Raw genomic sequence first — 26,829 nt, forward strand, 5'->3', positions numbered from 1 at the left:
GGGACCTGTAGCAATTGTTCCCGCTTCGATGGGTTAATGTCAAGTTGTTGCGACTGAGCCGATAGGGTCTCTGAACGGCGGCTAGTACAAATAACCGAGCAGAACAATTGTGTCCGTTGGCCACGGGCCGTTGGCCAAGTTGCTTGATCATAAAACAGTCGCTCAGATCACGCTGGAGTAGCGATACACTCGCGCGATGATCGGTGCGAACACACAGATCGACGATCCCGAGGATGCTGAGAACGCTTCCCCCCACCTTGATGACCCGGCACCTCACTTGGCCTACTGACTCAACTTCAACGTGATCACTCCCGAGAGAATCAGCGCCACGCCCGCAAACCGGCCGATGGTTGCGGCGTCGCCGTAGAACAGGATGCCCACGAGAAATGTCCCCGCGGCGCCAATGCCTGTCCACACGGCGTAAGACGTGCCAATCGGTATCTGTTTTTGTGCCAACCACAGCATCAATCCACTGACGGTCATGAACAGGATGGCCAGTCCGATACCCAACCAGCGGGTCCCCGATTGTTGAGACATTTTCAACCCGACAGGCCAGCCAATCTCAAAGAGGCCTGCCAGCACCAAATAGACCCACGCCATCAGTTGTCTCTCCTTATTCGTGACCAGAGCGTCCCAGTCTCAACGGTATACCGTTAAGCAGCAAGCGGGGGGGACATACTCTTGGCGATTTCTTGAACGCTCGTACGCTTAAACTCGCGCATAGAAAAGGCCGGGATACTTAAGCATATGCTTCAGCACCCAGGCCAAAAAGGTGATCTATGCGCTCTCTAAACAGTGCCTATTGCCCTGCTTGAGTTTCGTAGGTTTCGCCCAAATTCGGGTTGCCTAGCTTGCGTTGGGCTTCGCCCATTTGGCGTTGGGCCTTGGCCATGTTGGGGTCATTGAGCAGAGCGGAGCGGAACGAGTTAACCGCTTTCTTGTATTCTTCGATCTGCATGTGGCAGATGCCTCGCTTGTAGTAGTGTTCCGCATTGGTTGGCTCGTTGCGGATCGCATCGTTGAAGCTAGTGATTGCTCGCTCGTACTCTTTGAGCTGGTAGTAAGCTCGACCGCGATTCACGTAGGCAAGTGCGTAGGAGGGGTCCTTGGAGATCGCTTCGTTGTACTTCACGATCGCCTTGCGATAGTCGCCTTCGTTGGCGTAACTGAGACCCATCCACAGGTGAGGCACAGGATCGAGAAAGTTGATTGAGGCGGCTTGCTCGAAATCGCCACGTGCCAGATCGTCGTAGTCCTGGTAGTGCCAGCAAATGCCGCGTCGCAGATAGGCAGGAGCCAAGTACGAGGGCTGTTGTCCGCCGGGGACGCTCTGGATGGATTCGGTGAGTGACTTAATCGCCTCGCCGTACTGCCCGAGCATGCGCTCCGCAATTCCGCGGTTGTAGTGTGCCAAACCGGAGTAAGGGAACCGATCGGGGTACTCGGCGAGAATCTTCTTGGCGTCTCCTATGACCGCTTCGTAGGCGGCCATGCTGGCGGCCTTGTCTGTCTCGGCTTCTTCGAAGCCTAATTGCATGCGAGCATCTGCCCGTTGGAGATAGCCTTCGATGAATAGATCGAGATCAGCGTGTTTCTTGGGCTCGTAAGCCTCGATTGCTTGGCCGAGTGCTTCGATTGCTTCGGCGTACTTATCCTCAGCCAAGTAAATGGAAGCCAGCGTGGAGAAGTTCTCGTAGTCGCCTGGATCGATCTCAGCAGCTTTCTTCAGATTCGTAGTGGCATCGTCGAATTCTTGCAGACGAGCGTGAGCCAAGCCGCGATCGCGATGGGCACGGGCGTCTTCAGGGTTCAGCGCGATGGCGTCGTCGAGAAAGCGAATGCCCGTGACCGGATCGTTCTGATAGTTCACCTCGATGTGGCCGATGTTCGAAAGCACTTCCGCATTTTGACGATCGAAGTCGAGCGCCTTGAGAAAGTCGTTGTAAGCAATGTCGATGGTGCCCATTTCGAGGGAAGCCTCGCCGCTACCGTTGTAGGCCTCTGCGGATTGGGCGTCGTAATCAATGGCGGAGCGGAAAGCCTTTTTCGCCGCTTCATAATCTTCCAGCTCTAGCAGGATTTTACCCTTGGCTACGTAAGCCTCTTTGTAATCGGTTTGCATCTGCAACGCTGCGCTGAACGCGGCCAGAGCCTGGTCGTTCTCACCCGCTTCGGCAAGGCGAACTCCCTCTTCGTAGGCGGCGACGGCCTCAGGAGCGTACAGGAAGTTCGCGTCACTGGGATCGAGCGCGGTCTCTTCGTCGGCATCTTGGCCGACGGACGAAGTGCCTACAGCGAACAAGGGCAACGCGAGAAGAAGCAATAGTAGTGGAAAACGGCTCATATCGAACGCTCTGTCAGGTGAAAGAAACGATGTGGACTTGAAGCGGAGTGTATTGAAATTGGATTGTCTTACTCGACAAGCACCCGCGACGCGGAATGGTTGGAGCGGAGACAGCCCACTATTCTACTCAGTGGTGGCACAAGAGTGTAAATCCGGCACCGTGGCTTCGTAGAATCGCTATCCCAAAATACCACGAGAAACGAGGGCGGGTCGGCTGTTTGAGCCCTAGAACAGGGGCGATTCGCTAAGCCTTTTTCCCCGAGGACAGGGAAATGCCGATTGCTCCGGCTGTGCGGGGTGAGATGAACTGGCCACCAACCGTAGGGTCCACTGTGCGGACCTACAGGCCAGCAGGACCGCTACCATTCCAACCGCTACACTAGGGACAATTTTGTCGCACCTTACTTTCGACGGGCGCTAATCCTTTGGTCCGCACAGAGGACCTTACGGACCAAACGAGCTCCTACTTCAGCGAGGCCTCAGTCTCTTCTTCTTCGCCGACGGGCAGCGCGCGTCGTCCGTACGACTTGCCGGTCTTGTTGTAGGCTTCGCAGAACATGAGCGCTTCCTCGCCGGTGAACTTTCGATCGAGCGTGCGTAGGAACTCGTCGTGCAGGTAGATATGCACCACGTGGTCGGCGGGGACTTCGGGCTCCTTCTTTTCCTCTTCGGCAGGCTTCTTCTCGGCAGAGTCGTCGTCAGCCTTTTCGTCGTCGTCCTTCTTGTTGTCAGCCTTGTCGCTCTCATCCTCGTCGTTGCTGGGTTTCTTGCTCGTGGGCTTGCGTTTTGCCTTGCGTTTGGCACGCTTGGGGGTGTCCTCGTCTTTATCGCTCTTCCTGGCGGCCTTCTTGCGAGTAGGCTTCTTCTTGGGAGCTTTTTTGGCAGGCTTCTTCTTTTTCTTTTCCTCTAGCTCGCTATCTTCGTCGGAGTCTTCCAGCTCAGAGTCCTCAACGTCGGAAGCGTCCTCAACGTCCGAATCTTCCACATCAGAGTCCTCTTCCAGATCGCTCTCTTCGTCGACGAAGTCGAACTCACCGCCAAACAGATCATCTTCGTCGTCGTTAGCCATAGGAAATCGTGTTTACAAGAAAGAAGTAGGAGTCAAAAAAAGAGAGGTGAGAGCACCCCTCGCGAGAACGCCCGCAGCGTGCCTACCTATTGTGTGGCACCGGGAGAGCCCACTAGTATCGACGGGTGCGGCGGTGACGTCAATGACCCGGCGGCTTGAGCGGCATGGGCAAATTGCCTGCCCTTGAGATTTCCGTGAAGGTCGACAGTTGAAAGTGTCAGTGGCCTCGGACCTCAGGCTCCGGGCTTCAGGGCTCAGACGGTAACTTTGCGATCCCGAAGTCCGAAATTGGCACAGGAGCAACAAATTGCCCTTGTCGCGTGTTCTAAGCCTTGAAGGAGCCTAGCGGGCCGCGTCGCGGCCGCGGGCGGCACCAACGCGTCTGGTGCCTGCGGGATTGCGGGCAGCGGCGATGCCTAGCTGCAGGACATGGTCGGTGCTGGCAGCCACTGGCCCATTGATCTGGCCGTCGATCGGCTTAGCCACGGTGCGAATCGGGGCGTTGTCGGGACTTACGCCACGCTTACTGATCTTGGTGCCGTGAGGCGAATAGAACAGTGCCGTGGTCAGACGGATGCCTGCTCCGGCGTAGCCGAGCGGGAAAATGCCTTGGACAGAGCCTTTGCCGTACGACTTCTCGCCGATGATGGCTCCGCGCTTATTGTCTTTGATCGCACCAGCGAATATTTCGCTCGCACTGGCACTATCGCCATCGATGAGCACGACCAGCGGTACGCGCCAAGTGCCACCGTAATGGGCTTGGTACTTGAAATCCTCTTGAGCGTTGCGGCCGCGGGTCGAAACGATGCCGCCCTTTTGTAGGAACTTGTCGGCAACTTCCACGCTGGCAGTCAGCAGGCCACCCGGGTTACCACGGAGGTCGAGGATCAACGATCGCATGCCTTTGGCGTGCAGTCGCCACAGAGCCGCGTCAAGATCGCGAGCGGTTGTCTTTTGGAACGCAGGGATGCGGAGGTAAGCGATGCCGGCATCCGGATCGACAATCTTCTCCCCTTCCAAGCTGGGTACGTCTACGTGTTCGCGGCGCACAGTCAGCTGGCGAGGAGTTTGGCCGGGAGTTACGGCAGCCACGCGGACACTGCTACCCTCTGCGCCGGTGAGCATCGAGGCGGCTTGGTCGGTGGTCATGTCTTCGGTGGCGAGACCATCGACTGCGATGATGCGGTCGCCATCGAGAATGCCTGCCCGTTCAGCCGGGCTGCCGGGGATGACGTGGACGATTAGTAGCGCACCGTTGTCAGCTTTCAATTCGACTCCCAGGCCGACGAAGTTGCCTTCGATTTGGGAGTAAACGTCGCGAAGTTGATCGGCAGTCAAATAGGCGGAGTAGTCATCGAGCCCACCAGCCGCTGCGGTGACGAATTCCAGCACGGTGGCCGAACCGTTCAGACCGATGCGACTCTCAGCCAGTCGAGCCACCTCGCCTGCTAGGGCGGTTAGGTCCTGCGGACTGGCTACAGGCCGATTGCCGATGAGTTGGTACAACTCGCGGCGAAGTATTTCTAGTTGGTCGCGACTCACCACCATAGCGTTCGCCTTGCGGAAGCTATCGTCGGTGAGGGCAATGTCCAGTGAAGTAACGCCTCGCACGCCTAGCCGTTGCCAGGGGGGAGTGTTTACGTAATGGGTGTGAACTTTGCGGAGTAGTTCCAAGTAGAGTGATAACGACTGCTGTGTGGAGAGCGAGCGTACCGAATTTAGGTAGCTACGGTCGCTATAACGCCGGTCGAGGCTGTAGTGCAGCTTGGCGAGGTCCTGCCTACGCATGAGCGTGGTGTCACCGGGGTGCTCGCGCAGAGCTTGTTCGTAGTGCGTTAGTGCCTCGCTCCAACGGCGACCCGATTCGAGCTCCGAACCTTCCCGCAGGATCCCTTCCAAGATACTCGCCGAGGGGGTCTCCAGCAGGCGAGTTGTTGGAGGCTGAGCCATCGAAGGCCGAACCATCGGAGGAATGGCGACTTGCTCGCTCGTTGGCGCGGCGAGATTTGGTTGTCGCAGTGGTCGCTGGTTGGTCGTTTGTTGTTTGGGGCTGGAAATGCCCAGCGACTCGTATTGAGCCCAGGCAGGCGCGGAAAGGCAAAGCAGAATCGCAGCGGCAATCGGTGCGAACGACCACCAGGACGACGATCGGGAGTTCGTCTGGCGGAGCGGTGTTGTAGGGACCCGTGTCGGCATGTAATTGCTCATCGTGTTTGCATGGGGAGGTCGCGTCGCTTGAGCGGCAACGCATGCTGAGCGGACAAGTTCAGGAGGCCTGTCAGCTCGGGGCGGCCCAGACGCTCATGGCGAGTTGCGTCTGGTCCTGGCTAGGGCGTCGGGTCGAGAGCACGCCTGCTACCCCAAGTCTATGTCACAAAGGGGAGCTGGTCAAAAAACTTGCTAGCGACTTTCCGCTACGAAATAGGGGGTTTCCCCAGAGAATCGTCACAGCCGTTCTGCGCTTCGCCGGTGGTACCCCGGTAGCTCTGCCAAGGCAAACACTACCGACATTTCCAGTTATCCGGTTCAAGCAAAATGAGAACGTCGTGCCGTTTCCGAGGTGGCCCCAACCTGCTGGGTGGCTCAAGCGAGTAACCATGGGGAAGCATCATGCTTAGAGAAGCCCGGCGTCATCTCGTCGCCGGTGGACTGAGATTTATTACGGAACGGCGAGGGAATGGTTCGGGAGAAAAGTTGAATTGCCAGAGGTAAGCATGCTATCGGATTACGCCCAAATAGCCGCGGGCCAACGGCCCGCCGGAGCGTTGTCTCTGGTTTGAGGCGCGCAGTCGTCATTACCCCTTCGGGGTATTCTTAAACGCCAATTGAATCCGAGGCAAACTTCCGGCGGTGCGACGCACCGCGGCTAGGGCTGCTTACACAACCCTGCGCCTTCAAAACCACCGCACACGCTGCTATCGTGGGCCGCTTCTTACGCGTCGCCGCCAACCCTCCACCTGTGAGCCCTCGATGTCTGCTTCCCCCTCTCCCAAGATTCAACGAGCCCTACTGAGCGTCAGCGACAAGTCGGGTCTTGCACAGTTTGCGAGCATCTTGGTCGATGCCGGTGTGGAGCTCTTTAGCACGGGCGGCACCAGAAAGAATCTCGAAGAAGCCGGCCTGCCGGTGCGTGATGTGGCAGAGTACACGGGCTTCCCGGAGATGATGGATGGCCGCGTGAAAACCTTGCACCCGCGGGTACACGGCGGACTACTCTGCCGGCGCGATAACCCGGCCCACATGGCTTCGGCCGCAGAGCATGGCATCGAGATGTTTGATTTGGTCGTGGTGAACCTCTACCCGTTTGAGGAGACCATCGCCCGCGAGGAGGTGACTGTTGAGGAGGCAATCGAGCAAATCGACATTGGCGGGCCCTCGATGGTGCGCTCGGCAGCGAAGAATCACGAGTTCGTCACCGTAGCGACCGACCCCGAGCAGTACGAAGCGATTGCTGAGCAAATCAAGACGAGCGGCAGCACGACTCCAAAACTGCGTCGCCAGCTAGCCGTTGATGCATTCACCAGCACGGCCATGTACGATGCGGCCATCACGGGCTATTTATCGTTCGTGAGTGAAGAAGCGAGCGGAGAAACGGACGACGACGGGTCTCAGGAGAACGACGGAGTTCCCGAGGAAGTGTCTATCGATTTGCTCCATGTCGATTCGCTACGCTACGGCGAGAATCCTCACCAAGAGGCGTTCTTGTTTGAGTTCGCCAACGCTTCGCCCAACAGCTTGGTGAATGCCGAGCAGCTCAACGGCAAGGAACTGTCTTACAACAACCTGCTCGACCTGGACGCTGCCCTGGCGATTGCTCGCTCGCTGCCCTCCCCTGGCGTGGCGGTGCTCAAGCACAGCAACCCGTGTGGTGCGGCCACGGCAGATACCCTGGGCGAAGCAATCGAAAAGGCGTGGGCGGGCGATCCGGTCAGCGCGTTTGGCTCTGTGCTGGGAGTGAACGTGCCAGTGGATGCGGCCATGGCGGAGTGCCTCGCAGAGCCGGGCAAGTTTGTCGAGGCGATCGTCGCGCCGGAGTTCACGCCCGAGGCGCTGGAAATCCTCACCACCAAGCCCAAGTGGAAAGCCAACGTGCGGCTGCTAGCGGTCGGCGAAGTGGCACCCGGTCATGGCCAATATCAATGGCGACAAATCGACGGCGGAATGCTCTGCCAAACGGGTGACGATCTGGCCGACGATCCTACCGAATGGAATGTGGTCACTGAAGCCAAGCCAAGCGACGCCCAACAGGCGGAGCTGGAATTTGCCTGGGCGGCGTGCCGCCATGTGAAAAGCAATGCGATTGTGCTGTCGGCAGATCGGGCGCTTGTTGGCGTGGGTGCAGGCCAGATGAGTCGTGTGGACTCTGTGGAGATCGCCATTCGCAAAGCGGACGAGCGCGTGAAGGGCTCCGTGCTGGCTTCGGATGCGTTCTTCCCCTTCGACGATTCCATTCATGCCGCGGCCAAAGCAGGCGTGGTGGCGATCATCCAACCCGGCGGGAGTCGTCGCGACGACGAAGTGATCGCCGCGTGCAATAAACACGGTTTGCCAATGGTGTTCACCGGCAAGCGGCACTTTCGTCACTAACCGCTTGCGGCTTAGCAGGCCCCTGGTAGGCGGGCAGTGTTGTCTTACCGGCGAAACCGCAAGCGGCGCGGGGAACCGGCTAGCAGCGTGGTCAGGACAAGCAATCCCGTTGCAGGCTCTGGCACGGAGCTAACCTCGGGGGCGGTTTCGAGCCCGTAGTCGCCTGCCCACACGGAGAGATCGTCGCCGTCGATGACGGTGTCTCCGGTGATTTCAGTAGCGTTGCCTTCCGCGAAGGTGGTGCCGATGCCGTTGTTTTGCTGCCAGGTTAGAAAGTCCTCGCCATCAACGAGACCGCTACTGTCGAAGTCGGCTATGGGCAGATAGACGGGCGTCGTGGCATTGAACTCAGCGAGGACTTGGCCGTCGGTGAGTAGTTCGGCATAAATTTGCAGATCATCGACCATGCCATGCCAGAACCCGTCGAGTGTACCTTCGTTGTTCCGCGCACCCACAGCCATGGGGAATTCCCAGGAGGATTGCGGATCGCTATTACTAAGTAATTGGTTGGTCGTCGGAGTCAGGGGCGATCCATCGAGGTATACTTTTCCGGCACCAGGCACGAAGAAGTCCCAGGAGAAGGCCAAGTGGTGCCAAAGGTTGTCATCCCAATCGCTCTCGTTGGTCGAATCGGCAACAGTGATCGTATCGCCTTGATTGGAACCGGCGGCCAGCATTTCAAACTGAGTACCATCGTAGCCCAGCTCGAAGGCTTGCTCATCGGTCGCATTGTGGGATCCCATGAGCCAGCGGTCTTCGCCGTTGAGAGATTTGCTGGTGCGAAACCAAGCCATGACGGTTCCAGAAACGAGCCCCGGTCCGCTGAACGATCCGGCTGCCACATCACCACTCGGGTGACCGTTCACAGTGAGATCGACCCAGTCGTCCACGCCGTCCAAGCGTAGTGCGCCGTTCACATCGCCGAGGACGCCCACGCCGAACGTCGCTGTGCTTGTCACCGACTCGAGCGAACTAGTGCCTTGGCGGAACGTACCATCGGGTGCCGCAACATTGCCGTTAGTCAGATCGCCGTCGAACTGGTAGCTGGAAATTTGTGCATCCGCGCTGCCCGTCAAGCAGCTAGCGCAGACTGAGAGAATTGTGAGTATCGCAAAAAAATATCTCATAAGTGTTCCCACTTCCAAGTTCTGTTCTTAGTGCCCCTGCCCTTGCCCGTTCCCGCCGCTTGCGGCTTAGCTGCCACCTGGGAAAATGCCCCACCCAGGAAAACGACCCCGCTCTCGCAAGCGAACCGACTCGCAAGCGATTCGCTTCGCCAACGAGCCAATTCACTCATGCGAGCTGCGGATATTTGGCTCAGGGTTCGGCTAAGCCGCGAGCGGCGGGAACTTCCAATATAAATGGTGGTTTCGCAAACGTCTCGCCATGATGGGAAATCGGAGGAGATTTTTGTGCAAACTCCCCAGAGTTCGACGAGAAAACCACTGAAATAGCCGCTGCTGTGGTCCTTGCTGGTATTTTTCGCTCATTTGGGTGATAATTCACTGTTCAGGGTGCCACTTAGGACAGCATAGCGGGAAGAGGGCCAAGACTTGCCGCATTGAGACCGGAACAGAACTTTTCTTTGAGGAAGCTAGCTATGATTCAAATTTCTAAGAGATCCCCCACCCAAAACTCGACAGTGAGGCCTACAACATCGAGCGGCTTCACACTAGTTGAGTTGCTTGTTGTGATTGCCATTATTGGAACACTGGTCGGGCTGTTGCTACCTGCGGTGCAGGCGGCCCGCGAGACGGCTCGCCAGACGCAATGCACCAACAATCAAAAACAACTAGCACTCGCGATGCAGAGCTACGCGATGACTGGTAGCAAAGGGGCGTACCCGGGTTGGGCAGATACAATTAAGGTTACCAATGGCTCTGCGACTGCTGAGTTGGCGGTGACTTGGGTTGTTAAGATACTAGATCAGATCGACGAGCAAACTCTCCGCGATCAAATGCTTTCAAACAACAATGGTAACGGTTTCGACTATGCCGCACCTCCTAGAATCGAGGCACTAATCTGCCCTAGCGACGGAGGAACAAACAAGGAGCTTGGTCGCCTCTCCTATGTGGTCAATAGCGGCGTGCAAGATGCTTTGCAGCACCCACTTCCCTTCTCGGTCAGTGATATCAAAGCGAACGGCATGTGCCATGACCTGCGGAATGGTCGAAATGGCCCGCGAGTTCGCCCAGGCCAAGATGTCCCTGATGGTGCAGCCAAAACGTTGCTGATGTCCGAAAATATTGACAAGGACGAACAGGATGTCGGCTACGGTCGCAACTGCACTTGGCTCGGACCATTGCAAGACGTTGCTCTCGGCCCTGTCGGATCAACCGTGCCAGACATGATGTCCAATCCAGAACAGCGTTTTGGCATGGTTTGGCACACTGGAAATGGCAATGTTCCTCCTGGTCCTCCAGAGAATGATGCCGTATGGCAGCCGATTAGTCGCAATCTTGTGGATGCTACCGAATTTGGAACAATCTTGGGGCGCAATGGGGCTCGCTTCGCAAGACCCGCGAGCGAGCATCCTGAAATAGTCATCGCAGCATTTGCTGGCGGGAATGTCGACTCAATTAATGAGAACATAGCCTATTACGTTTATCAGCAGCTCATGACGCCCAATGGTCAGAAAATTGCCCTTCCTTCGGATCCAAGCATCTTGATTGAGCCAACGCAACAGTTCATGGCGAAACCATTGGCGGATTCTGATTTCTAGGATTTCATGCACTCAATTCTAATAACAAAGTAACCGGCCCCCTCCCCTGGGGTGCCGGTTTTTCTTTTGGGGGTGAGCGTCTAACATGTGATTCAGCACAGGCGAGGACGCCTACCGGCGGGATGTTATCCCCGCGGCTATTGGGTATTCTCTCCGCTTGCGACCTTCCCTCTAGACCTTCCCTCTAGACTCTCCCCACTAGACTCTCGACTTTCCTATGTCCGACGTCACTCCCCTTGATACTTCCCTCCTGCCGCCGCGGCAGATGTTTCGCTTTGCGGTCGATGTGCAGCGCTGGGAGCCCAAAAAGGGGCAGAGCGTGGAAAATCTCAAGCTCGACGAAAGTTACCAGCTGCCCAGCTTGGGCGAGCTCGATGGGCTGCCGCACTTTGCCGACATGCGTATGGGTTGGAGCATCAAGGGGCTGGTCTGGCAGGTGACAGTTGCCGGCAAGACGCAACTCCCCTGGTGTCGCGAATCGCGGCTCGACGAGAGCGACGGCCTTCAGCTGTGGATCGATACGCGGGCCACGCTCAACGTGCATCGAGCGAGCCGGTTCTGCCATCGCTTTGTGTTGCTACCACGCGGAGCTGGTCGCGGCGAGGGAGACCCGATTGCCGACCAATTGCTCATCAATCGGGCGCGAGAAAACGCGCGACCGCTGCGACCGCGAGAGCTACAGGTTGGCTCGAAGGTGACCGCCAAAGGCTACACGCTCACCGCCTTCGCCACGGCAGACTCGCTGGGGGGCTACGATCCCGTAGGTCAGCCACGGCTTGGGTTTACCTATGCCCTATCCGACCGCGAACGGGGCATGCAAACCCTGGGTCTAGGTCCAGGGTTTCCCTACGAGGAAGACCCTAGCTGTTGGGTCGAGTTGCGTTTGGTTGACGCGTAGTAGTGCAATTAGGTGTAGTTAGCCGTCGACCTTGGTCGCCGCGGATTTTCCAACTGAGATTGGAGCCGCACCCTAATTCAAGAGACTTAAGAGTATGGCAACTCCACGGCGAGCAAGCTCGTCGGCTAACGGGCACGTACTCGATACGGGGCAGTCCTGAGAATACTGACGCACGAAAAAACCGCCGAGCAACATTGAAGTTGCTCGACGGTTTTTGTTTTCACAGGCGTGAATCGATCAACTAGGCGACTAGTTCTTCATCGTCGTCGTGATCGTGATCTTCGCCATCTTTGTCCTTGCACTTGCCGCAATGGGCTAGAAGCGATTCTTCCCCCTCTTCTTCTTTGTCATCCTTCTTCTTGCTCTTGGCGAAGAGTTCGGATTCTTCATCCTTGTCCTTGCATTTGCCCTTGGCGAGAGTCTCTTCCTCTTCATCGTGATCTTCGCCGTCTTTGTCCTTGCATTTGCCGCAGTGGACAAGGCTGTCGTTGGCAGTGCTGCTATCGACCGTTACGTCTCCAGCGAAACAGAAGGCCGCTACGGCCATCAGTGCGAGTGAGTAGGTGAGTGTCTTCATTTTCTCTTTTCTCCGGGAAGTGGGGTGAAAGACGTGGGGTTGGACTCAATCGATCTCAATTGAACCCATTGTAGGCACTTCGGTTTCGCGCTTTTAGTGCGATTTCCCACTTTGAAGCTAAACCGGCCTATTTTCCGGCAATTAACGAGTCCTAAGAGGTGCTGGCATTGGCGGCGCGACACTTAGCGGGCCGCCAGAATTACTGAATTGCACAGGTGGAATCAGAGGAAACTGAGGTCCCCCAAGCATCTATTCCAGATTTGGACTCGATAGCCCCCCGGTAGGGGTAAGTCTAGCTAGCAATGCAATGGATTAGCCACTCAGTGAACCTCCAGCATGCGTTCCAGGGCCACCAGAGACCAGCGAGCCGTCTCTTCATCGACCTCGATGGTATTGACCGGCGTGCCGGCGGCCAGGTTTTCCAGGGTCCAGCAGAGATGTGCTAGATCAATGCGATACATGGTTGCACACATGCAGACCACCGGCGAGAGGAAGTGAATCTCTTGCTCAGGGTGCTCTTGCTTGAGGCGATTCACTAGGTGCAGTTCTGTGCCGATGGCCCATTTGCTGCCTGGCTCGGCTGCCTCGACACATTCGATGATCTTGCCGGTGCTGCCGGACTCGTCGGCCAGCTCGAATACATCGCGAGGGCACTCTGGATGCACGAGAATCTTGATGCCCGGGTGCTGCTTGCGGAACATGGCCACATGTTCGGGCTTGAACATCTGGTGCACGCTGCAGTGGCCCTTCCAGAGAATCACCTTGCTGGCTTCCAGCTGTTTTTCGGTATTTCCCCCCAGCTCCTCAGCAAACGGATCCCAAACGGGCATTTGTTCTTCGATAATGTCCATCCCTAGGGCCGTGTTGCGACCGAGGTGTTGGTCGGGGAAGAACATGACTCTGCTGCCGCGTTGGAAGGCCCACTCGAGCGCCGCTTTCGCGTTGCTACTGGTACACACGATTCCGCCGTGCTGGCCGACGAAGGCTTTCAAACTGGCGGCGGAGTTGATGTATGTGACGGGGATGAGCTTTTCGGTATCGATTACCTCGGACAGCTCGTCCCAGGCGTCTTCAATCTGTTGGATGCCAGCCATGTCTGCCATCGAGCAGCCTGCGGCTAGGTCTGGTAGCATGACACGCACGCGTTGGCCATCTCGCTGGGCGATTTTTTCCGGGCGATTAGCCAGAATGTCGGCTGTTTCGGCCATGAAGTGAACGCCGCAGAAGGCAATCGCCCGGCAATCGCTACTGTCGGCAGCCAGCTTGCTGAGCTTGTAGCTATCGCCGGTCAAGTCTGTTTGAGCGATGACCTCGTCCTGCTGGTAGTGATGGCCGAGGATGAGCAGCTCGGGCCCCATTTGTTTGCGTACGGCCTCGATACGCTCAACCAGCTGGTCGTTTTCCAGCGACTTGTAGGGCTTTAGTTCGTGCTGGGGGGCAGCTTCGGCGAGGGCGGTCATCGGCATTCAATAGTAGGATTGAAGTTGTCGGTTGGCTTCATTGTAGGAGAACGGGCAGCTCGGGGACAGCTAGCAGACGCGCATGCCCTTGCAAAAGAGGCTTGTAGGGTACTGCCGAGTGGAACGAGGCATACCGAACCCTCGCTGATGGTATGCCTCGCTCCACTCGGCAGTACCCTACTCAGCTATGACAGCTAAGCCACGTGCTAGCACCGACTTTGCCGTTATGGGAAAGTTTGCCGGCCTGGGGAGCCGATACATAGGAAGTATGAGTACTTCGCCCGCACCAACTGAGATCGCACCGAAAAGCCAGTTTTCGCAACTGCCGCCCTACACGCGCAGCTTGCTGAAAGTGAGTTTGCCGGTGCGCGTGCAGTTGACTGAAAAAAAAGAATCAGTCGGCGACGTGATAGCCATTGGTCCGGGAACGATTCTTTCGTTCACCAAAAAGTGCGACGAGCCGTTGGAACTGTTCGTCGACAATCAACTCATTGCCGTGGGTGAAGCGGTGAAGTTGGGCGAGAAGTTTGGGTTTCGCATTCACGAGATGACGCTTCCCAGCGAGCACTTTTACCTGGTGCAGCGACGGAAGGCGGCAGAGGAAGCGCAAGCGGCAACGGATGACGAAGCTGAGGAGAGTTCTGAAGGCGAGGACGCCAGCGATGCGGAGGAGTAAATCTCTCCGTGGACTCATTCCTTCTCGGCTTCACTACTGTCGGGTGAGGGCCACCAGCTACTTTCCCACAAGTTCCCGGTTTCAATAGTTAGCCGATCGCGTTTCTTGTCGATCGCTCGGTTGAGCTTCTGAGTGAGTTTTGGCCCGGTGAGTTCGCGTTCGACGTGACGGCGTAGCGCGTCGCCTAGTTCGTGAACGACGGGGCCTTTGGCGTTGCTCACGCGGCGTAGGTTAAGCTCCACGAGTTGCAGGCGCGCGTCGGAGACCTGGGGGTCGAGCGAAAAGCCGGGCTTCTTAGTATCCCCACTAGCGGTGAATCCAAGTTTGCAGTCGAGTTCCATTTTCACTTTCAAGTCGCCGACAATTTCTAAAGCAATCAGATGAACGCCGTAGTTGTAGACCTTTGCCCGGGCCCAGGCGTCGAGTGACGCGGCAACTTGCAAAGTGAACCCTACTCTGCCTGCTTCGAGCGAGCGGAGTCGCACGACTTTGACTCGCAAGTTCTTGTCTGGATCGACGAGTTTGATTTTGTAGTGTTTCCAAACGCCGTGATTGACTTCCTTCTTGCGGCGACGGAGCTTCGTCTTGAAGCCTTTTCCCTCCGTACGTAGCCCAACAGTGATGCCCTTCGTTTCGCCCCAGTCTTTTTGTTTGTCGTAGACCGGGGGGATTGCTTGGCGAATGAGGGTGCTGAAGTTCTCTGCGAGTGCCTGGTGCGCGGGATTGACGCTAGCAATTTCACTCGCCGTTGCGTTTGCCGCTCGTTCCGAGCCCAGCCGATGAGTTTCGCCCCGCGCAAGTCCAGAGCAACTGATTGCAAGAACAGCAACGATGAGTAAGCGTGTTAGCATTGGGAGCGTGTTGGCGGTTTTCCTGCGAGAGTGCTGACGGACATCGTAATCCGAAGCGTGAGCGAGGGAGAAGCTCGATATCAGTTCCCCCTCCCTCGCTTACGCTTCGGGTTACCATTGAACCACGTTCAAGCAATTCTGTTTACTTGACTACGTAATCCTCTTCCACTTCGTTCCCCCCAAAAAAAAGAACCTGCCCCAGGCTCGAAAGCCCAAGACAGGTCCTCAGAGGGGGAACCAAGTGATTCCTTATCTCGTCGAAGTTGTCCGTCGTAGTGTCGATCAGTTCGACGAGTCGTTAAACGTCTCTTATTGCTACCTGTTGATTCGTAGAGCACTACGTTTCAACAGGATAGGAGTCTCTGCAAGACAAAGTCTTAGCGAACGAAGCTAGCGGAAACCACTTTGCGAGGTTGAGCGATCCGAGCATTTGGATCGGCAACTGGCGCGGGTGGAATCGGAGCAGCTTCGGTTGGCACGTTGACTTCAGCGGGCATCGACGAAGCTGCAGGAGCGCCAGCGGTGCATCCGCTAGAGCAGCCACAGCTAGGATCGGCACCACAGCAGCCACCGTTGCAACCACAGCTGGCTTCGCAACCGTTGCCGCAGCAACCGTTGTTGGCACAACCGCAGGAAGCTTCACAGCAGCAAGACTTTTTCTTGCCACCGAACAGCTTGCTTAGGAAGCAGCTACGCTTTTTCTTGCAGCAGCAGCTCGAAGCACAACCGCAAGAGGCTTCGCAGCATCCGCTGTCGCAGCAATTGTCGCTGCAACCGCAGGAAGCTTCGCAGCAACCGTTGTCACCGCAGCAGCCATCGCCACAGCAGTCGTCAGCACAACCGCAGGAAGCTTCGCAGCAACCCTTGTCACGGCTGAACAACTTGCTCAAGCAGCAGGTACGCTTTTTCTTGCAGCAGCAGTTCGAAGCACAACCACAAGAGGCTTCGCAGCATCCGTCGTTGCAGCAATTGTCGCTGCAACCGCAGGAAGCTTCGCAGCAACCGTTGTCACCGCAGCAGCCATCGCCACAGCAGTCGTCAGCACAACCGCAGGAAGCTTCGCAGCAACCCTTGTCGCGACCGAACAGCTTGCCCAAGCAGCAGCCATCGTCAGCACATCCGCAGGAAGCTTCGCAGCAACCGTCGCCGCAGCAGCCATCGCCACAGCAGTCGTCGCCGCAGCAACCGTCGTTGGCGCAACCGCAGGAAGCTTCGCAGCATCCCTTGTCACGGCTGAAAAGCTTGCTTAGGAAGCAGCTTCTCTTCTTCTTGCAGCAGCAGTTTTGAGCTGCACAACCACATGATGCTTCGCAGCATCCATCTCCGCAGCAGCCGTCATCACAGCCACAGCAGTCGTCAGCACATCCACAAGACTTCTCACAACAGCTCTGGGAGTCGCAAGCGTCGCAGCCGCAGCCACAACCGAGCATTTTGTCCATCAAGCCGCCGTAGCTTTGGCTTGCTAGACAGATGCTCAACATCAGCGCTCCTAACAATTTCCCTTTCATAGATCAACTTCTCCTGTAGTGGGGCTATTCGAGGTAGGTGTGTTGAAGTCGTCGACTTCGCTGGTGTGCTCCGCACTCTCGCAATGGAATTGTCGTTGTGACGGTAAGCGAGCGGCGTGGCGCCTTGTGGGTTGGCAGAGCTGGCGGGAGTCGGGCTACCGGGCGGGGCCGGCAACTTCAAACGGTATCTTGTTACGGCTGTCCCCGAGCGGAGTTTCGAAGCTGGTCGAGCCAATCCATGACTCGAAACTATCTGGGCCAGTTCTTCAAAACTCGTAACAAGAGGTGGGAGTTGCCCTTTTCCTATGTCACACCTCGCTTTGAACTAACGGCGAGACACTAGGCAACAACCGGACTATCGGCCTTGTCAAATGGGGCGCTTGAGGAACCCGAAGCAATTTTCACCAAGTGGTTTAGCTCTACTATTAGGGTGACTTTGACGGTCCCGGGGTCGCTGCCTGCGGTGCTGGTTATGCCCCCGGTAGAGTTGGGCCGGTGAGTGGAAATTTGGCCGGACATCTGGTATTCTTTACCCAGGCTGCCGATTGCTGTGGTGGTTGTCCACGCTTTCCCGCAGTCCCCCGCCAAAGTCCACCGCAGTTACCACGGCCTCCCAGTCGTTAAGGCTTCCCACTGAGTCCCGCCGCTTTGCCCGACCGCAGGCGAACCACAGCTTGTTGTGCCGCTTGTCGGAGTGTTAACTACTACCGAGAAATCACACACGCCCCTCCCGCATTCCTCCCTCTTGCGAAGTAGAATTGCCCACCATGCCCTCGCTTTCCTCCCGAAATGCTCGCATGAGCTCCATGCTGGCACTGGTTCTGCTCTTTGTCGGCCCCTCCACTTGCTACAGCGAAGTGGCACCTGGCGATTGGCCAACAGTTCGTGGCCCGCAGCAGAACCGCGTTTCCACAGCGACCAACTTGCCAGAGAAGTGGGACCCCGCGGGTGGTGAAGGCAGCAATTTGCTGTGGAAGCGCGATGACTTGGGTAGTCGTAGCACGCCAGTGGTTTTCGACGGCAAGCTGTATACGCTCGTGCGAGACAAGCCCGGGACGAAGGACGAAGGCGAGAAAGTTGTTTGCGTCAATGCCGCTACGGGCGAGCCGATCTGGGAGCACCCATTTAGCGTCTATGCCGCCGACGTACCCGATACGCGCGTGGCATGGTCCTCGTGCGTGGTCGACCCGGAAACAGGCCGCGTCTACGCGATGGGCGTGGGCAATTATTTTTGTTGCCTAGAAGGCGACTCCGGCAAAGTCGTCTGGGATCGCAGCCTGCAGGAAGAGTTTGGCTTCCTAAACACATTTGGCGGCCGGACCAATTTGCCATTAGTATTCGAAGATACCGTACTTGTGAGCGCCGTAATCATCGGCTGGGGCGATACGCCTGAGTTTGGCTCGCTCGCCAAGCCGGCCCATCGGTTTGTGTGCTTTGATAAAGCTACCGGAGAAGTTCGTTGGCTCAACGGCACGGGCATCTCCCCGTACGACACCACATACAGCACGCCTACCATTGCTGTGGTGGATGGTGTGCAGCAGCTAGTCTTCGGCTCTGGCGATGGCGGCGTTTGGGCGTTGCAACCGCGCACCGGCGTGCGACTGTGGAACTACCCCTTCTCCCGACGCGGGCTGGATGCGACCCCATTGGTGGACGGCAATACGGTCTATATGAGCCAAAACCAAGAGAATACCGTCGGCACGGCGATGGGCGCTGTGGTGGCGTTGGACGCCACGTTACGTGGCGATCTCACCGGCAAAGAGCTGTGGAAGCAGTATCAGATTCAAGCCGGCAAGTGCTCGCCAGTGCTGATCGAAGATCAACTATGGGTAATTGACGATGGCGCGAAGTTACAGGCGTTCGATCCCAAAACGGGCAAGAAAATCGGCCCTAGAAAGAGCCTGGGTCGCGTACAGCGCAGTTCGCCATTAGTGGCCGATGGCAAAGTTTATATGTGCACCAACGGCGGACGTTGGTACGTGCTGAAGCCAGACGGCAAGCGTGTGAAGGTCATCGACAAGGTGCAACTCCCTGGGGCCGCCTCCAACGATGGTTCACCGATCGTGGCCCAAGGGCGGATTTATTTACCGACATCCGATGCGCTGTACTGTATCGGCACTGAAGAGAGCAGCGGCGAAGAAGCAAGCTATGGTGAAGCGCCGGAAACGGCACAGGAGAAGCCAATTGAAGATTCCACACCGGCAGTCGTGCAGGTGATTCCCTACGATGCACTGCTCAGCCCGGGCGCAGGTCTGAATTACCAAGTACGGCTCTACAACGCCGCTGGGCAATTTCTTCAAGAAGCAACCGAGGGAGCGAAGCCGGAATTCTCGGTCTCTGGCAGCGGAAGTATCGACAGCCAGGGTAAGTATGTATCTGCGAAAGACGCCGCCCACGAAGCAGCGCTGGTGACTTGCAAGGTTGGCGCAGTCGAAGGCACCGCCCGGGTGCGCGTTGTGCCGCCGCTGCCCTGGACGTTTGATTTCGAGTCGGGCGACAACATGCCTATCTCATGGGTTGGAGGCCGAGTGCGTTACGTCCCTAAGAAAATTGACGGAGAGAGCGTTGCCTTCAAGCGGACCGTGCTGCCCACGCCGCGAGATCCGAACAACAAGCTCGGCACGCGCAGCGACATGTGGATGGGCCCGTCGGACTTGAGTAACTACACGATAGCTGCCGATGTTCGCTTCGAGGAAGTCAACAACCACATCGGCGATTTCGGCGTTTACAACTGCGGGTACACTTTGACGGTTCGTTCATCCAACGATAAATTGCGACTCTATAGTTGGAGCCCGCACGATCATCGCTCCTTTGCGGAGGTGAACTTCGAGCCCAAGCCAGACGTATGGTATCGAATGAAGCTCAAAGTTGTGGCCGATGAAGAAACCGCAATAGTCCAAGGGAAAATTTGGCACCGTGATGAAGAAGAGCCTGCCGAGTGGACGGTGGAAATGACCGACGAGCGTCCCATCCGAGCGGGAAGCCCCGGCCTCTATGGCAACGCCCAAGAAGCACCGTTCTATGTGGACAACCTGAGTGTGACACCCAACGAATAGTCAATGAGCTGCAGGTGAACGCTGATAAACGCAAAGAATCAGTGTTCATTTGCGGCTAGTTCTTACCTAACTCAATTAACCAAGATACTCGCATGAATACACGTTCTAGGAAAATCGCAGCCCTGGTTATTGCCGCGGCGTTGGGCTGGGCAGCTAGTTTTGGTCTCGACTTTGCTGTGGCGAAGAACGTCGTTGCAGACGGGCCAGGCAAGACGGCGCAAGGCGACAAGTCTCAGCAGACCGGCGACAAGTCTCAGCAGACCGGCGATTGGTCGCAGTGGGGTGGTAGCTCCGCTCGCAATAACGTACCGGTCGCGTCGAACATTCCAACCGAGTGGGAAATTGGCGATTTTGATTACGAAACGGGCGAGTGGGACGACTCCAACGCACAGAACATCAAGTGGGTCGCCAAGTTGGGCTCACAATCCTATGGCAACGCGGTGGTCTCCGACGGTCGTATTTTCATCGGTACGAACAACAGTGGCGGGCACTTGAAACGCTACCCCTCGAACGTCGACCTCGGCTGTTTGCTTTGCTTCGACTTGGAATCAGGCAGGTTCCTATGGCAACATAGTAGCGAGAAACTTCCCTCGGGCCGCGTCCACGATTGGCCGTTGCAGGGTATTTGCTCCGCTAGCTATGTCGAGGGAGATCGCCTGTGGTTTGTTACCAGCCGCGGCGAAGTTCGCTGCGTGGATACAGCCGGTTTCTACGACGATGAAAACGATGGACCGTTCACTGATGAGGAATCGATCATCAAGGAGAAGGGCCAGGAGTACAATCTCAAAGAAGAAGCCGACATCGTGTGGGTGTTCGACATGATGAAGGAACTGGGCATCTCGCAGCACAACATGTGCAGCTGCTCGGTGACTGCTGCCGGCGACGTGCTGTTCGTGAATACGAGCAACGGGGTGGATGTTGAACATAACTACATTCCCGCGCCCGAGGCGCCCAGCTTCTTCGCGATGGACAAGAAAACAGGCAAGGTGCTGTGGACAGACAACTCGCCTGGACTGAACATCTTGCACGGGCAATGGTCGTCTCCCACGTATGCAGAGATCGACGGCCAGGCGCAGGTGATTTTCGGCGGAGGCGACGGCTGGGTGTATAGCTTTGATCCGGCGGGCGATGGCGAAGGCAATGCGAAATTACTCTGGCGATTCGATGCCAACCCGAAGGAGTCCAAGTGGGAACTGATGGGCAAAGGCACTCGGAACAACATCATTGCCACGCCTGTGATTTACGACAACGTCGTCTACGTAGCCGTGGGACAAGACCCGGAGCACGGCGAAGGCGTCGGTCACTTGTGGTGTATCGACCCCACCAAGAGTGGCGATGTGAGCCCCGAGTTGGCGTACAACTCAGATGACCCCGATCAAGTGATTCCGCACAAACGCGTGCAAGCGGTCGTCCCTGAAGAGGGGGACTTCGCCCGCCCCAATCCCAACAGTGCTGTGATTTGGCACTATGAGGGGCACGACAAGGACGGCGACGGCAAGCTTGGCTTTGACGAGACCATGCACCGTAGTTGCGGCACCGTGGCGATTAAGGACGACGTCCTCTACATCGCCGACTTCAGTGGACTGTTCCATTGCCTGAATGCCAAGACGGGCGAGTTCAACTGGAACTTCGACATGCTCTCAGCCGCCTGGGGTTCGCCGTTGATTGTGGACGACAAGGTATTCATCGGCGACGAAGATGGCGAGATTGCCGTGTTTAAGCACTCGGCCGATCCCACCGAAGCGATGAAACGCGAAGACCCTGACGACGAAGAGAGCGAACTGGTCCCCTACTTTGGTCAACCTTACATGGGTGCGACCGTGTACAGCACACCGATCGTCGCCCACGGGGTGCTGTACATCAGCAGCCAGTCGCATTTGTTTGCGATTCAGGCTGAGGAAAACTAACCACTGAGGCACGAAGTTAGATACTGAGTGTAGGGTGTGTGAGCGCAGCGAAACGCACCGATCATGCAATGGTGCGTTTCGCTGCGCTCACACACCCTACGACTAGCCGTCGTTCCTAAGAGAAGTGCTAGATATGCCCAAACAAATTCTCGACGTTGGCAATTGCGTTCCCGATCACTCGGCGATCACACAATTCCTCACGAGCAAGTTCGATTGCGAAATCTCCCAAACGCACGGACCTGAAGATACGCTCTCGATGCTCAAAGCACGCGAGTTTGACTTGGTCTTGATCAATCGCAAGCTTGATCGTGACTACACAGACGGTGCAGAAATACTCAAGCAGATCAAGGCGGACGCGACGATTGCCGACGTGCCGGTGATGATCATTACGAACTTCAACGAGCATCAAGAAGCTGCGGTCGAACTCGGCGCGATGCGCGGCTTCGGGAAGCTGGAGTTTGAGAAGTCGGAGACTCTGGAAAAGCTGAAGCCGATTCTTGGTTGAGTTCTCTGGAGTGGTCTCGTTAGTGAGTTCCCGTTAGCCGACGAGCTTGCTCGCCGTGGAGTTACCAACTGAGATTGTGGTGACTCAGGTAACCGGACTCAGCCAACCGGTATGGCTGCGTTTAGTACTCAATCCTCGCGTCGACCAAGGTCGGCTGCTAACACGCAAGTTGCAGAACTCGTTCGATTCATTAGAAACTTCTATGCGAAGCGTTTACTCGTCGATGATTTCTTTCACCGGCTGCACGAAGTGGGGCGATTTCTTGCTCAAGTCGGCGGCCTTCTTATCGGCCTGCTTGCGTTCGTTGTACTCGAACAACTCGACCCGTTTCAGCGATTGGCTGAATACGCCCCAGTAGGCTTTTAGGCGAACGACCTTGGCGGTGCGTTTACGCTTGGCGGCCTTTTTCTTTTTCTTGACGGGTTTCTCGTCGCCGTCGGCCGCCTTTTTCTTGGTGGTCTTCTTGGCCGCCTTTTTCGCCACCTTTTTCTTTGCGGGGGCTTTCTTGGCCGCTGCTTTCTTAGCAGGAGCCTTCTTTTTTGCGGTCTTTTTGGCCATCGACGACACTTCCAGGCGTAGGGGTTCAAACTATCAGGACGAAGCTACCCAGTTTACCCGATCACTCTGTAGACGCCTAGTGGCCGCCCGTAGCCAAGGCGTTAGGGTTATAGTGGAGATTGACAAGGAAATTCCCGGTGGTCGCGATCTCGACAAGCCGATTCGCTGAGTAACCTGCGTTAAGCCAGAGTGACGACTCCATGCCGGACCATGCTATAGAGACTCTCGAAGACGCCTCGGAAGATCGGCTGGAAGCGGAACCCTTAACGGGCTCTCTGCGATTGGGAGCCGTCGTGTATGCAGCGCTCGCGGTGTGGGCCATGAGCTGGAGCTTGGTGGAATTGATCAGTTCGCGACCCTACACAGGTGGCGCATTGCTATTGGCTACCTTCGCTCTCGCCGCGGCCGCCCTCGTTTGCATTAAGCAATGTCCTAAGTTGGCCTTCTGTCTGTTTCTTGTTGGGTACTCAGTTGCAGATATGGCTGCAATGATAAGGCCTAGTGAAATGGCGGCAAACTACCAAGCAGGTAAACTGCCCTAGGTGGCCTGATCTTCTGTTTCCTAGAGACGCACGCCCAGTCGCCTCGCTTGGAGCGTCAACGCTGGCTGGAAGTAGATGATCGGTCGTAGGCGGTGGGCCCCTGGGCGAGTCTTTGAGCGCTGCCTAGCCCAGAGAAACGTGCTATCTACTAATCGTCGCGGCAGCTTGCCCGTATGGACTTCGAGTACGACCTGATCGATGAATCGAGCGTCTGCTTTGGTAGCCGCCTTGAGGCCGACACGGAGTTGATCTCTCAGTGCGACCTGACGGCCATTCCGGCCACGGGCCCCTGCTTGGCTGATGGTCGTGCCGCGGCTCTGTTGAGCTGCGAGGTGCGAAACGCTCACCAGTGTGATCAGCGCGCCTAATAACCCCAGCGCGAACAATTGACGGCGGGTGAGGTGGGTTCTTGCCTCGGTGAACAGGGTTTTCAGTGCTAATCTTTGGGGCTGCATGCTGCTTTCCCTAGAGTTAGGTACGGAGTAGAGTGGGGGGACAGACAGTACGAAAAAAACGACTGTACGGTCAAGAGAAGATTGACCGAAAATTTTCTCGACGCGGGAAACTAGACCGGCTACGCTATTGCTGCGGCAGCAGGTCATTTTCCTACTGCCATGCTGCTTGGTACACGGTTTGCGGTGGCGAAAAAAGAAGACCTTCGCCATTTCGCGAGATAGAATTGTGGTGTAAGTTTCGCCCTCTACCCCGGTAAGAGTGTGTGACCGGGAAAGAGTGTGGCTCAGACCCGGGCCGTGCCGATACACTGGGTAGCTGAAAACTGGGTAGCAGCAAGAACAAAATTGCATTTTATCAACGTATAAGCTGGAGTCACCTCTAGCTAACAAATCAAACTTCCTGGTCACATCCGTCGGGAGGACCTAAATACCGGATAGGCCCGCTTTGGCAACATGGCAGCGCGCAGCGCTGTTCGAGGCGCGTCTTTCTTCCAGCGACTCTTCCCTGTCGCAATGAGACTGGAAGTTTGTTTATAAGAACCGCGTGTGAAGCAAACGCTTTGCACGCGGTTTTTTTATGGCGGGACTGGCGTGCTAGAGACATGAGGTGCGAAGAGACAACTCATAGAAGCGAGAGTTTTCTCTTTAAGAACCTGGGCCACGTTCCGGCTCAGGCGCTTTTCTTGAAAGCCACTGATAGAGCTTCTTGCGGACGACTTGGAACAGCACCAGTCCCACGACGATGCCTATGACATCGGCAAGCCAGTCGTGCATGTCGCCGGTGCGGCCGACGGGGATTTGGGTGATTTCGTCGATCATGCCGTAGACCGTGCCCACGAGCCAGACGGCAAAGTAATGCTTGGGCTGGAGTTCGCGCCGTAGGGTGAGTTCCCAGCCGGCGAGTACGAAGAAGGTGAGCAGCGCGTAGAGCCCCAGATGCACGATCTTGTCTTCGATGGAGACAGGTCCCAGATGTGTCTGCGGCAGGCTAATCGAGAGCGGTAGGTGAGTGCCCAGAAACAGCACGCCCAGATAGACGATGGCGAGGGTCCGCGCGCGGGCGGCCAATCGCTTCAGCCGATCTATAGGAATTCGATCCAACGGGGCCATAATTGCAGAAGGCGTGGTCGCGCAGTGGGAGCGGATGCAGCGGGATGGGAAACGGTGAGCCGGGGGAGCCAATGTCGGGGGAGGCTGTGTCGACGGTTGCACAATAGTAGACTGTTGCATTGGGGGGCGGTCCTTCGATAGTCTCTAATTCTACCCGCGCCCTGGAGGAGTGTCGTGTCGCGGCGAGAAAAGTGTCCGTAATCGCCCCTTGTTACGTAAAAAGCACCCCGAGTGTTCAAACCAGCAGTCAATTTGCGGGCTGTAAGCAAGAAAGAAGTCCCTTGTTGCCCAACGCCGAAGACCCAAGTCCCGAAGTCCAGGAACGCATTGACCAGCATCGCATGCAGCAAGCCTACGAGCAGGCTGTTGCGGCCGGTGTGCAAGGCGAGGTGCCTGTGGGTGCGGTGATTGTACACCAGGGACAGGTTGTGGGGGCTGCGCACAATCAGCGAGAGACGCTCCGCGATCCAACAGCCCATGCGGAAATGATTGCCATCACCCAAGCAGCTGAGGCGTTGGGGAGTTGGCGGTTGAACGATTGCACGCTTTACGTGACGCTCGAACCGTGCCCCATGTGCGCGGGGGCGATTGTCCAGTCGCGCCTGTCGCGGCTCGTTTACGGCGCTGCCGACCCGAAGGCGGGGGCCGTCGATTCGCTGTTTCATTTGCTGCAAGACGAGCGGCTCAACCACCAAACGGAAAGCATCGCAGGGGTTCTGGCAGAACCGTGCGGGGAGATTCTCAGCGAGTTCTTCCGAGGTCGTCGTAAATCATGAGCCTTGCTGTGGGGCGTCGAAAGCTGTCTCGTTTTCCCTGATGAGTGACTGTTGTCGAGCGGCTATGATGGACGCATGGCAGATTCACAATCCAGCGTGATGATTACCGGTGGTGCCGGCTTTATTGGGAGCACACTGGTGCGCCAATGGTTAGAGCACGAGCGTGAGCGCGTGGTGAATTTCGACAAGTTGACCTATGCAGGATTGCCAGAGTCGCTGGAGGAAGCGGCCGAACATCCCATGTACACTTTTGTGCATGGTGATGTCGCTGAGCCGGCAGCGGTTGCAGGAACTTTGCTCGAACATCGGCCCACGACCATTCTCCACCTTGCAGCAGAATCGCACGTGGATCGCTCGATCTCCGAGCCGCCGTTGTTTGCGCAAACGAATGTGCTGGGGACATGCGTGCTCTTGGATGCGGCAACCAAGTACTGGCACTCGCTTGCTGGGAAGCAGCGAGAGGCGTTTCGATTCGTGCTCATCTCAACCGACGAAGTGTTTGGATCGGCAGCACCTGGAGAGCACTTCACAACCAGCAGCCCTTTGAGGCCAAGTTCTCCTTACGCGGCTTCCAAAGCGGCAGCCGAGCATTTCGCGCAGTCGTTCGCCCACACTTATGGTCTGCCGCTATTGATCGTCAATCCCACCAACCACTACGGCCCGCGACAGTTTCCGGAGAAGCTGATCCCCAAGATGATTCTCGCTGCTGCAGCGGGTGAGCCACTCATGCTTTATGGAGATGGGTTGCACGAGCGCGATTGGTTGAATGTTGAGGACGGCTGCCGTGGAATTCGTGCTGTGGCGCGACGCGGGATACCGGGCAAGCGTTACTTGCTTGGCAGCGGAAAGTGTCTGACGAATCGCGAGGTCGTTAACGCGATCTGTGACTGTCTCGATGAGCGTCTTGGGAACAAAGAGTCCACCCGCCTCATCGCAGCGGTTGCAGATCGTCCCGGGCACGACCGTCGCTACGCTGTTGAGTCGGCTGCACCCGAGCTTCAGTGGCAGCCGGAGGTACCCTTTAACGAGGGGATTGTCCAAACTGTCGAGTGGTATCTCGAGAATACGAGCTGGATTGATGCGGCAACTGCTTCGCTGGGTTGAATTGGATTCAATCGCTTATAGCGAATATACGGGCTCGGGTGGGGCGTACGGGCTGGGCCATTGTTGAAGTAGCCCCTGGTGCTACCAATTTGTTTGGATTCCGAGCCGGGAACGAATAGAATGA

Annotated in this window: 22 protein-coding genes; 11 read left to right on the forward strand and 11 right to left on the reverse strand. The window is 56.8% G+C overall.

Annotated elements, in window-relative coordinates; translation table 11 throughout:
- Positions 1–282: 282 nt before the first annotated feature.
- The 4 genes from HG15A2_RS01840 to HG15A2_RS01855 form a co-directional block, all read right to left on the reverse strand.
- Positions 283–600, reverse strand: a complete 318-nt coding sequence (locus HG15A2_RS01840; protein ID WP_145057264.1) for a DMT family transporter — start codon at positions 598–600, stop codon at positions 283–285.
- A 199-nt stretch (positions 601–799) separates the two neighbouring features.
- The gene (locus tag HG15A2_RS01845) at positions 800–2,344 is read right to left on the reverse strand and encodes a tetratricopeptide repeat protein (protein WP_145057266.1); all 1,545 of its coding nucleotides are present in this window, start codon (positions 2,342–2,344) and stop codon (positions 800–802) included.
- Positions 2,345–2,807: 463 nt separating this feature from the next.
- On the reverse strand, positions 2,808–3,413 hold the full coding sequence (locus HG15A2_RS01850; protein ID WP_145057268.1) for a hypothetical protein: 606 nt from the start codon (positions 3,411–3,413) through the stop codon (positions 2,808–2,810).
- A 342-nt stretch (positions 3,414–3,755) separates the two neighbouring features.
- Positions 3,756–5,621: a S41 family peptidase gene (locus HG15A2_RS01855; protein ID WP_145057270.1), complete on the reverse strand. Its 1,866-nt coding sequence runs from the start codon at positions 5,619–5,621 to the stop codon at positions 3,756–3,758.
- Between the two features lie 762 nt (positions 5,622–6,383).
- On the opposite strand from HG15A2_RS01855, the gene purH reads away from it, so the two are divergent.
- Complete coding sequence (gene purH, locus HG15A2_RS01860; protein WP_145057272.1) at positions 6,384–8,000, forward strand: bifunctional phosphoribosylaminoimidazolecarboxamide formyltransferase/IMP cyclohydrolase; 1,617 nt, start codon at positions 6,384–6,386, stop codon at positions 7,998–8,000.
- 44 nt (positions 8,001–8,044) lie between these two features.
- On the opposite strand, the gene HG15A2_RS01865 is transcribed toward purH, so the two are convergent.
- Positions 8,045–9,127, reverse strand: coding sequence for a LamG-like jellyroll fold domain-containing protein (locus tag HG15A2_RS01865; RefSeq protein WP_145057274.1), 1,083 nt, complete (start codon positions 9,125–9,127; stop codon positions 8,045–8,047).
- A 515-nt stretch (positions 9,128–9,642) separates the two neighbouring features.
- Between HG15A2_RS01865 and HG15A2_RS01870 the strand changes: the two genes are divergently transcribed.
- Together HG15A2_RS01870 and HG15A2_RS01875 are read left to right on the forward strand one after the other, a co-directional pair.
- On the forward strand, positions 9,643–10,722 hold the full coding sequence (locus HG15A2_RS01870; protein WP_218932265.1) for a DUF1559 family PulG-like putative transporter: 1,080 nt from the start codon (positions 9,643–9,645) through the stop codon (positions 10,720–10,722).
- A 217-nt stretch (positions 10,723–10,939) separates the two neighbouring features.
- Positions 10,940–11,620, forward strand: coding sequence for a DOMON domain-containing protein (locus tag HG15A2_RS01875; protein ID WP_145057278.1), 681 nt, complete (start codon positions 10,940–10,942; stop codon positions 11,618–11,620).
- Between the two features lie 241 nt (positions 11,621–11,861).
- Here HG15A2_RS01875 and HG15A2_RS01880 read toward each other — a convergent pair whose 3' ends face one another.
- Together HG15A2_RS01880 and nadA are read right to left on the reverse strand one after the other, a co-directional pair.
- Positions 11,862–12,197: a hypothetical protein gene (locus tag HG15A2_RS01880; protein WP_145057280.1), complete on the reverse strand. Its 336-nt coding sequence runs from the start codon at positions 12,195–12,197 to the stop codon at positions 11,862–11,864.
- Between the two features lie 320 nt (positions 12,198–12,517).
- Entirely contained in the window at positions 12,518–13,657 is a 1,140-nt protein-coding gene (gene nadA / locus HG15A2_RS01885; protein ID WP_246117856.1) for a quinolinate synthase NadA, read from the reverse strand.
- Positions 13,658–13,844: 187 nt separating this feature from the next.
- Between nadA and HG15A2_RS01890 the strand changes: the two genes are divergently transcribed.
- The gene (locus tag HG15A2_RS01890) at positions 13,845–14,333 is read left to right on the forward strand and encodes a FliM/FliN family flagellar motor C-terminal domain-containing protein (protein WP_145057284.1); all 489 of its coding nucleotides are present in this window, start codon (positions 13,845–13,847) and stop codon (positions 14,331–14,333) included.
- A gap of 14 nt (positions 14,334–14,347) precedes the next feature.
- On the opposite strand, the gene HG15A2_RS01895 is transcribed toward HG15A2_RS01890, so the two are convergent.
- Positions 14,348–15,184, reverse strand: a complete 837-nt coding sequence (locus HG15A2_RS01895; protein WP_145057286.1) for a hypothetical protein — start codon at positions 15,182–15,184, stop codon at positions 14,348–14,350.
- Between the two features lie 480 nt (positions 15,185–15,664).
- On the opposite strand from HG15A2_RS01895, the gene HG15A2_RS01900 reads away from it, so the two are divergent.
- The 4 genes from HG15A2_RS01900 (at position 15,665) to HG15A2_RS01915 (ending at position 22,160) form a co-directional block, all read left to right on the forward strand.
- Positions 15,665–16,471, forward strand: coding sequence for a hypothetical protein (locus tag HG15A2_RS01900; RefSeq protein WP_145057288.1), 807 nt, complete (start codon positions 15,665–15,667; stop codon positions 16,469–16,471).
- A gap of 988 nt (positions 16,472–17,459) precedes the next feature.
- Positions 17,460–19,748, forward strand: a complete 2,289-nt coding sequence (locus HG15A2_RS01905) for a PQQ-binding-like beta-propeller repeat protein (RefSeq protein WP_145057290.1) — start codon at positions 17,460–17,462, stop codon at positions 19,746–19,748.
- 92 nt (positions 19,749–19,840) lie between these two features.
- Positions 19,841–21,655 (forward strand): outer membrane protein assembly factor BamB family protein, encoded by a 1,815-nt coding sequence (locus tag HG15A2_RS01910; RefSeq protein WP_145057292.1) that lies wholly within the window; start codon positions 19,841–19,843, stop codon positions 21,653–21,655.
- A gap of 133 nt (positions 21,656–21,788) precedes the next feature.
- Entirely contained in the window at positions 21,789–22,160 is a 372-nt protein-coding gene (locus HG15A2_RS01915; protein WP_145057294.1) for a response regulator, read from the forward strand.
- 213 nt (positions 22,161–22,373) lie between these two features.
- Here HG15A2_RS01915 and HG15A2_RS01920 read toward each other — a convergent pair whose 3' ends face one another.
- On the reverse strand, positions 22,374–22,718 hold the full coding sequence (locus tag HG15A2_RS01920; protein WP_145057296.1) for a hypothetical protein: 345 nt from the start codon (positions 22,716–22,718) through the stop codon (positions 22,374–22,376).
- A gap of 200 nt (positions 22,719–22,918) precedes the next feature.
- On the opposite strand from HG15A2_RS01920, the gene HG15A2_RS01925 reads away from it, so the two are divergent.
- Positions 22,919–23,260, forward strand: coding sequence for a hypothetical protein (locus HG15A2_RS01925; protein ID WP_145057298.1), 342 nt, complete (start codon positions 22,919–22,921; stop codon positions 23,258–23,260).
- A 20-nt stretch (positions 23,261–23,280) separates the two neighbouring features.
- Here HG15A2_RS01925 and HG15A2_RS01930 read toward each other — a convergent pair whose 3' ends face one another.
- Together HG15A2_RS01930 and HG15A2_RS01935 are read right to left on the reverse strand one after the other, a co-directional pair.
- Positions 23,281–23,715: a hypothetical protein gene (locus HG15A2_RS01930; RefSeq protein WP_145057300.1), complete on the reverse strand. Its 435-nt coding sequence runs from the start codon at positions 23,713–23,715 to the stop codon at positions 23,281–23,283.
- 645 nt (positions 23,716–24,360) lie between these two features.
- Positions 24,361–24,825 (reverse strand): VanZ family protein, encoded by a 465-nt coding sequence (locus HG15A2_RS01935; protein ID WP_218932266.1) that lies wholly within the window; start codon positions 24,823–24,825, stop codon positions 24,361–24,363.
- Positions 24,826–25,106: 281 nt separating this feature from the next.
- On the opposite strand from HG15A2_RS01935, the gene tadA reads away from it, so the two are divergent.
- Both tadA and rfbB read left to right on the forward strand, forming a co-directional pair.
- Positions 25,107–25,601: a tRNA adenosine(34) deaminase TadA gene (gene tadA, locus HG15A2_RS01940; RefSeq protein WP_261342148.1), complete on the forward strand. Its 495-nt coding sequence runs from the start codon at positions 25,107–25,109 to the stop codon at positions 25,599–25,601.
- Positions 25,602–25,676: 75 nt separating this feature from the next.
- Positions 25,677–26,705, forward strand: a complete 1,029-nt coding sequence (gene rfbB / locus HG15A2_RS01945) for a dTDP-glucose 4,6-dehydratase (protein WP_145057304.1) — start codon at positions 25,677–25,679, stop codon at positions 26,703–26,705.
- Positions 26,706–26,829 lie beyond the last annotated feature (124 nt).

Source organism: Adhaeretor mobilis (assembly GCF_007741515.1).
Lineage (GTDB): Bacteria > Planctomycetota > Planctomycetia > Pirellulales > Lacipirellulaceae > Adhaeretor > Adhaeretor mobilis.